The organism is Nitratireductor pacificus pht-3B, assembly GCF_000300335.1.
Lineage (GTDB): Bacteria > Pseudomonadota > Alphaproteobacteria > Rhizobiales > Rhizobiaceae > Nitratireductor > Nitratireductor pacificus.
On sequence record NZ_AMRM01000048.1, the window covers coordinates 1 to 1,197 of the forward strand.

The 1,197-nt window shown below is 59.7% G+C and carries 1 protein-coding gene; it reads right to left on the reverse strand.

Annotated features, from left to right (window positions below):
- Positions 1–33: 33 nt before the first annotated feature.
- Positions 34–1,133 (reverse strand): IS3 family transposase gene (locus tag NA2_RS21185; protein WP_086005991.1). Its coding sequence is split into 2 segments (ribosomal slippage): positions 34–884 and positions 884–1,133, totalling 1,101 coding nucleotides; the frame shifts between segments, so codons are not numbered across the junction.
- Positions 1,134–1,197 lie beyond the last annotated feature (64 nt).

The following is a 1,197-nucleotide window of genomic DNA, read 5'->3' on the forward strand; positions in this document are numbered from 1 at the left end:
TTTTACGGAGAGTCCTTTGGTTGATGTTTGGCCCTAAGCGGCCTGTTTTTCCAGTGCCAGATTGCTGGCAAATTCGCTGGGCGTGAGATTGCCCAGCGAGGAATGCGGTCGATGGTCGTTGTAATCATCCTTCCATGCGCCGATCCGCATCCTGGCTTCGGCCAGTGACGTGAATAGCGTCTCGTTGAGGCATTCATCGCGGAAGCTGCCATTGAAACTCTCGATGAAGCCGTTCTGCATGGGCTTTCCCGGCGCGATGTAGTGCCAGTCGATCTGCCGGTCCTGGGACCAGCGCAGGATCGCCATGCTGGTGAACTCGGTGCCATTGTCACTGACCACCGTGGACGGCCTGCCTCTTTGTGCAATAATGGCATCGAGCTCGCGCACCACCCGTCGCCCGGAGAGCGAGGTATCTACGACCAAGGCCAGGCATTCCCTTGTGTGGTCATCGACAACGGTCAGCATCCTGAACCGCCGGCCATCGGTGAAAGCATCGCTGACAAAGTCCAGGCTCCAGCGCTGGTTGGGCTGGTCCGGCACGATGATCGGCCGTCTTGTTCCCAAGGCGCGTTTGCGGCCGCCGCGCTTGCGCACCTGCAGCTTCTCCTCGGCATAGAGCCGCCTGAGCTTCTTGATGTTCATCTCGATGCCCTGTCGCCGCAGCATCACATGGATACGACGATATCCAAACCGTCGCCGCTGGGCGGCAACGGTCTTCATCCCCTCTCGCAGCTCGCGGTCGTCCGGCCGCAGACTGCGATACCGCACGCTTGATCGATCCACAGCCAAAGCTTCACACGCCCGCCGCTGGCTCACTCCGTGCACCAGGCAGGCATTAGCCACCGCATCCCGCTTTGCGTCGGGCGTCACCATTTTTTTGCTGCGACATCCTTGAGGATGGCATTGTCGAGCATGGCCTCGGCCAAGAGCTTCTTGAGCCGGGTGTTCTCGTCCTCCAGCGTCTTCAGCCGCCGTGCATCCGATACATCCAGGCCGCCATACTTGGCCTTCCACTTGTAGAAGGTCGCACTGCTGATGCCGTGCTTGCGACACAGGTCCGCCGTCCACAGCCCGGCCTCCTGCTCCTTCAATATCGAAATGATCTGTTCTTCGTTGAACCTGCTGCGCTTCATGCGTCCGCCCTCTGTTGCCGCGGACTCTACCAAAATCTGGAGGAGATCTAGGGGCTCAGGTCAA